The 5,879-nt window shown below is 70.6% G+C and carries 6 protein-coding genes; 1 reads left to right on the top strand and 5 read right to left on the bottom strand.

Annotated elements, in window-relative coordinates; translation table 11 throughout:
- The 5 genes from KBX53_RS19540 to KBX53_RS19520 form a co-directional block, all read right to left on the bottom strand.
- On the bottom strand, window positions 1–1,204 hold a 1,204-nt coding region (locus KBX53_RS19540; RefSeq protein WP_210860875.1), incomplete at its 3' end, for an RNA polymerase sigma factor.
- 2 nt (window positions 1,205–1,206) lie between these two features.
- Complete coding sequence (locus tag KBX53_RS19535) at window positions 1,207–1,554, bottom strand: YciI family protein (protein WP_247675886.1); 348 nt, start codon at window positions 1,552–1,554, stop codon at window positions 1,207–1,209.
- A gap of 111 nt (window positions 1,555–1,665) precedes the next feature.
- Window positions 1,666–2,850 carry a low temperature requirement protein A gene (locus tag KBX53_RS19530; RefSeq protein ID WP_210860871.1) on the bottom strand — a complete coding sequence of 395 codons (1,185 nt, stop codon included), beginning with the start codon at window positions 2,848–2,850 and terminating at the stop codon, window positions 1,666–1,668.
- 91 nt (window positions 2,851–2,941) lie between these two features.
- A complete protein-coding gene (trpS, locus tag KBX53_RS19525; RefSeq protein WP_030338070.1) occupies window positions 2,942–4,000 on the bottom strand; it encodes a tryptophan--tRNA ligase in 1,059 nt (352 codons plus the stop codon).
- Between the two features lie 270 nt (window positions 4,001–4,270).
- Complete coding sequence (locus KBX53_RS19520) at window positions 4,271–4,738, bottom strand: PRC-barrel domain containing protein (RefSeq protein ID WP_210860869.1); 468 nt, start codon at window positions 4,736–4,738, stop codon at window positions 4,271–4,273.
- A 168-nt stretch (window positions 4,739–4,906) separates the two neighbouring features.
- Here KBX53_RS19520 and KBX53_RS19515 point away from each other — a divergent pair, with 168 nt between their 5' ends.
- Complete coding sequence (locus KBX53_RS19515) at window positions 4,907–5,161, top strand: SCO4848 family membrane protein (protein ID WP_210860867.1); 255 nt, start codon at window positions 4,907–4,909, stop codon at window positions 5,159–5,161.
- Window positions 5,162–5,879: the final 718 nt, after the last annotated feature.

Here is a 5,879-nt window from a genome sequence, read left to right as displayed (position 1 = left end):
CGGTGCCGACCAACGTCAACGCGCTGCGGTACGCGGCCGCGGCCTCGTCGTACCGGCCGAGCCGGCGCAGCAGATCGGCCCGAGCCGCCGGATAGGGATGGTGGCCGCGCAGGCGCGGATCGTCGGCCAACTCGTCGAGCAGCGCCAACCCCGCCTCCGGTCCGTCCCGCATGGCCACCGCGGCGGCCCGGTTCAGCGCGACGACCGGCGAGGGCACCAGGCCGAGCAGCACGTCGTAGAGCGCCACCACCTGCGGCCAGTCGGTGCTGGCCACGTCGGGAGCCTCGTCGTGCAGCGCGGCGATGGCGGCCTGCACCGCGTACGGCCCGGGCGCTCGGCCGGTCAGCGCGACCACCACCAGGCCGCGCCCCTCCTCGATCATCTGACGGTCCCAGCGCCCCCGATCCTGGTCGTCGAGCAGGATCATGGCCCCGTCCGGCCCGGTACGCGCGTCGCGCCGGGCATGGACGAGCAGCATCAGGCCGAGCAGCCCGGCGGCCTCCCGCTCGGCGGGCAGCAGCCGGCGCAGAATCCGGCCCAGCCGGATGGCCTCCTCGGCCAGGTCGATCCGTTGCAGATCCGGGCCGGAACTGGCCGCGTACCCCTCGGTGAAGATCGAGTAGACGGCCTGGAGCACGGTGGGCAGACGGCCGGGCAGCTCGTCGTCGCCCGGCACCCGGAACGGGATGCGTGCGTCACGGATCTTCCGTTTGGCGCGGACGAGTCGCTGGGCCATGGTGGCGGGCGGCACCAGGAAGGCCCGCGCGACCTCGGCGGTGGTGAGGCCGGCCAGGAACCGCACTGTGAGCGCGGCACGGTCCGGCGCGGCCAGGGCCGGGTGCGCGCAGGTGAAGAAGAGCGCCAGCCGGTCGTCGGGCAGGTCACGGTCCGCGTCGGCGGGCGGGGCGTGATCGGCCCGCTCGGCCTCCGCCCGGAGCACGGCGAGCCGGGTGGCCAGCACCCGGTCACGACGCAACCGGTCCACGGCCCGACGCCGGGCAGTGGTGAGCAGCCAGGCGCCCGGCCGGCTCGGGACGCCGTCGGTCGGCCAGTGCGTCAGCGCCGCCTCGATGGCCTCGGAGGCGACCTCCTCGGCCAGGTCGAGGTCGCCGAAGCGGCGCACGAGCGAAGCGAGCAGTCGGCCGCGCTCCTCCCGGAACACGGCCTCCACCGACGACCCGACGGCTGCCCTCTCATCCGGCACGCTCAGACCTGCACGTCGATCTCGGCGATCGGACGGACCTGGACCGATCCGGGACCGGCGGCCCCGGGGCTGCGGGCGGCCCACTCCAGCGCGGCGTCGAGGTCCGGCACGTCGATGACGTCGTACCCACCGAGCAGCTCACGGGTCTCGGCGAACGGCCCGTCGGTGATCGTGCGCTCGCCACCGGCGCTCACCTGCACTGTCGTACAGGTGGTCAGGTCCTGTAGCGGGTGCCCGGAGACCCAGACTCCGGCGTCCTTCATCTCGCGGTCGTAGCGGATCCAGTCCTCGAAGCTGCACCCGTTGTCGACGACCTCTCCGTCGACCATGGGACTCATGAACAGCAGCATGTACTTCACGTTTTGGCTCCTCTCGGTGCGGCGGTGTCGCCGTACAGCATGACGACGAACGGTGACCGCGGATATCGACACGGCCCGGCAACCTTTTCTGCCCGGCTCCGCTCACCGCAGGCGTGGCCGCGCCGGGTCGGATCGTTCGTCGCGTCGGTCCATCCGTCGCTCGAACCAGGTCACGCCGATCAGGAAGGCGGTCAGCACTGTGAGCGCCGCCAGTGGCGGCAGGGACCGGCCGATCGGCAGCAGGGGCAGCGGCAGCAGCGCGGCGACGACCTGCGTCGGGACCACCGTGCCGACGGTCAGCCGTCGGAAGACAAGTCTGCTGAGCAGGTAGAGGGCGGTGCCGCCGTAGAGCGCTGTCGCTGCCTCCCACCCGAGGCGACCCGGATGCGCCGACTCCCCGGTGAGGTGGGCGATCACCTCCTCGATGCCGAGCGCCACGTAGATCGCGCCGATGATCAGCGTGGAGTGCGCGAGGCCGTACGCGTCGCCGGCCACGCTGGCCCGTCGCTCACCCGGCACGCTGCTGACGGCCTCGCTGGCGGTGGACGCCAGCCGATCGAAGTAGAGCCACCACAGGCAGACCGTGCTGGTGAGGCCGAGCAGTGCGGCCAGTAGCGCGGGGCCGACCGGGGCCATCGCCCTGGGGCCCGCGCCGGCGGAGATCAGGGACTCACCCAGCGCGATGATCAGCACCAGGCCGTACCGCTCGGTGAAGTGGTCCACGCTGCGCAGTTGCCACGGCCGGAAGGCGGACGCGATCCGGGCACCGCCGATGTTCAGCAGAAACGCCACTGTCCAGAGCGCCGTCTGGGCCGCACCGCCGAGCAGGGCGCCGATGATCAAGGGAACCCAGCCCAGCACGACCGGCACCGTGAAGAACCTCAGCGTCGAGCGCAGCGCGGGGTTCGTCGCGCTCGCCCAGAACAGAATCACCAACTGCACGGCCCGGCCCACCACGTAGGCCAGCGCGAGAGTCAGCGGCGCGTCGAACAGTTCCGGGCTCTGCTGCCACGCGTCCGGCATCACCAGCGCGGCCACGAAGATCGCCGCCATCGCGACCAGGGTGGCGGCGCGGACCGGGCCGACGTCCGCCCGGACCAGGTTTCCCACCCAGATGTACGGCGACCAGGAGTAGAGCAGCAGGAGCAGCAGGAGCAGCCCCTGGGCCAGGGTGAGCGCGCCCGGCGACCCCGCCATGAACGTGATGACCCGGGTGAGTGCGAAGACGAAGACCAGGTCGAAGAAGATCTCGAACATCGTGGTCCGGTGCGTCACCCCCGTAGGCACCGGACGAATATCCGAGATCCTCCTCATCCTGGCATTCTGCGCCATTTCGCTCGGCGCTTCGTCCGGTCTCCTCGCTCAGCGCCGCCCGGCGTCAGGTTGCCGCTTCTGTCCGGCGTCGGCTGCGCTCAGCCCGCCGCCGCACCTGCTGGTACGCGCCGGTCAGCCCCATCGCCCGGCGCACCTCGAGCACTGTCTGGCGTACCTCCTGGCGGGTCCGTTCCGTGCCCTCGACGATCAGCCGGTCGACCAGACCCCGGTCAGCTTCGATCTCGGCCCGACGCTGTCGGATCGGCGCCAGGAACCCCTCCAGCGCGACGACCAGCCGTTCCTTGACCTCCACGTCACCCACCCGCCCGGCCCGGTAACGCCGGGCCAGGTCGGCGACCTCGTCGCGGTCCGGATTGAAAACCTCGTGGTACGCGAACACCGGGTTGCCCTCCACAGTGCCCGGCACGTCGGCCCGTACCCGGTTCGGGTCGGTGTACATGCCGAGCACCTTGCGACGCACCGTCGCCGCGTCGTCGGAGAGCGCGATGGTGTTGCCCCGGCTCTTGCTCATCTTGGCCGCGCCGTCGGTGCCCACCAGGCTCGGCGTGTCCGCCGGGATCAGCTCGGGCACCGGGAAGACCGGTCCGTACAGGTGGTTGAACCGCCGGGCGATCTCCCTGGTCACCTCGACGTGAGCGGCGTTGTCCCGGCCGACCGGGACCACCTCCCCCTTGACGCAGAGGATGTCCGCGGCCTGGAGCACCGGGTAACCCAGCAGCCCGTACGGCATCTCCTCCTTGCCGGCGTCGCGGGCCATGTCCTTGAGTGAGGGCACCCGTTCCAACCGGGGAACTGTCACCAGGTTCTGCAGGAGGGTGTTGAGATCGCCGACCTCGGGGATCGCCGACTGGAGGTAGAAGGTTGCCCGGTCCGGGTCGACCCCGGCGGCGAGGATGTCGGTCACCATCTCGCGGGCGTTGCCGGAGACCTGGTCGATGTCCTCGCGGCGGTTGCGAGTGGTGAGCATGTGCAGGTCGGCGATGATGAAGAAGCTCTCGTAACGCTGGTGCAGCCGTACCCGGTTGGCGATGCTGCCGACGTAGTGGCCGAGGTGCAGACGGCCGGTGGGCCGGTCACCGGTGAGCATTCGTGCGACGGACATGGTGGTGCCTCTCGTTATCCGAAGGTGGGTCACGCACGGGCGCGCGCCGACCAGGGCTGTCTCAGCCCAGGTCGGTCAGCGGAATCGACTCAGCGAGTCGTCCGCCATCGCGCGCCGGCGCGGAACCGCAGACCACCGGCACGGAGGACGTTCAGAAGTTGCTCACGGCCGTCGCCGGAGCTGGTCGGGGTCTGGGGCACGGCACCGAGGTCGAGGCCGTCGACCGGGTCGACAGCCTCGGATGCGCAGTTGCCCGTCCGGACCACGGCCTCAGATTACCCGTGGGATGGCGCCGGGAGGGGGAAGGTAGCTGTCGGCGTAGTAGGTGCCGACGCGGTCCCGGTACTCCGGGTCTGCCGAATCCGGATCGAACGGTGGTGCGTCCTTGATCTGCTGTCGGGTCCGGTCGACGTGCACGACACGTTCCTGGTGATCCACCCGCGTCACCGTCCCGGCTGGCAGCAGCACCTTCTGCCCGAAGATCCACGGCCCGGTGTCCACCACCAGGTGCGCGGCGTCCGCCGCGTCGCTCGCCTCGTCGATGGTGCCGATTTGCCCATCGCTCGCCTGCACCTGATAGCCCACCAGGTCGACCGGGGTGCCCGGGCCGGGCGCGTCCGGGCCGTCGTGCCCTCCCTGATCCTGCCCAGGGGTGACCGAGGGTGTGGTCTGCGTGTAGCCGCCGGCCAGGGCGGACGGGTCACGCCAGGCCCAGGGGTTGAAGGTCGAGGGTTGCATGGGGCACCTCCAGGGGACGGTCCTCAGCTGTCCCCCTTCGCAGTGCCCATCCCGCCGCGGCCGGAAACAGTCAGCGCCCTGCGCCGGCCGCGCCCGCCGGGGTGGGTCAGCGCGTTCGCGTTGCCGGCGGCGGGCCGCTGAGCAGGTGCGCTGGCATACTCGGCTGCCATGGTGCTGTCGCGAGGGTGGAGCCTCTTCCTGGTCGGAGTCGGCGTCTGGACCTGGGTGATCTGGCCGAGGTTCGCGGTGGCCATCTGGCAGGACCCGCGGTCCTGGGCGTCCGGAACGGTGGCCGACGGCCCGGCCACCAGCTTCCTGTGGGTGCACGCGTTGCTGATCGCCGCGTCGCTGGCGATCGGCACCACCGCCGGCGTTCTCGGCGTCCGGGCCTGGCTGGTCACCCGGCGGCGGCAGACGTCCTGATTCCCCTCGCCGCTCGCGCCGATCAGGCGCCACCGGTGGCCGGGGTGACCGCCGTAGACCGGGAGGCACTCACGCCACGGCCGGCGTCGGCGGTCCTGACCTAAGCAAACGGCCCGGACGTGCGAATGTGACGCGCGCCGCTACCCGTGGATTTGACGATCAAACCCGCAGACGCGTAACTTTCTCTCTGCCAGCGCGGAACGGGGCAAACGGGACGAAGGTCCTGAAGCACCGAAACGAGATGGCAACCGGGTCAGGCAGGGGTTCACTCCTGCGGGACACGGTCCGGGCGGGGCTCGCCGGATCGGCCGTGAGGCGGATTTGGTGCGGCGAAGCCGACCGGGTAAGGTTCACGACCGGCAGGGAACCGGGCGAGACTGCGGGACACCGCAGCGGCCGGTCTGCCGAATCCGACGACCTGACGCAGCGGTTCGCTGCTGCGTGAGTGCGCCGGCGCTGACCCGTACGAAGCATGACAGACCGGGACACACGGTTTGACACGGCAGAGACGGTGAGGTAACGTAGTAAAAGTGCCCGGCGCGAGAGCGGCGGGGGCGCGGAACGAAAAGCCCCGGTCGGGGTTCCACTGAGGTGGGGCTTGCGGCTGGTGTGTGGTTGTTCTTTGAGAACTCAACAGGGTGCTTGTAAAGCCAGTGCCAATTATGATTTATACCCCGGACTGGTCAGGCCTTTTGGTTTGGCTGGTTGGGATTCCTTT

This window comes from Micromonospora sp. M51 (assembly GCF_018070305.1).
Classification (GTDB): Bacteria; Actinomycetota; Actinomycetes; order Mycobacteriales; family Micromonosporaceae; genus Micromonospora; species Micromonospora parva.
Note: the sequence above shows the minus strand (reverse complement) of the source record. Positions and strands in the feature narration are given on the sequence as shown.

Coding starts and splice junctions, on each gene's coding strand:
- KBX53_RS19535 (WP_247675886.1), bottom strand. CDS start 1,554: ATGCTGCTGTTCATGAGTCCCATGGTCGACGGAGAGGTCGTCGACAAC.
- trpS (WP_030338070.1), bottom strand. CDS start 4,000: ATGTCCGTCGCACGAATGCTCACCGGTGACCGGCCCACCGGCCGTCTG.
- KBX53_RS19520 (WP_210860869.1), bottom strand. CDS start 4,738: ATGCAACCCTCGACCTTCAACCCCTGGGCCTGGCGTGACCCGTCCGCC.
- KBX53_RS19515 (WP_210860867.1), top strand. CDS start 4,907: ATGGTGCTGTCGCGAGGGTGGAGCCTCTTCCTGGTCGGAGTCGGCGTC.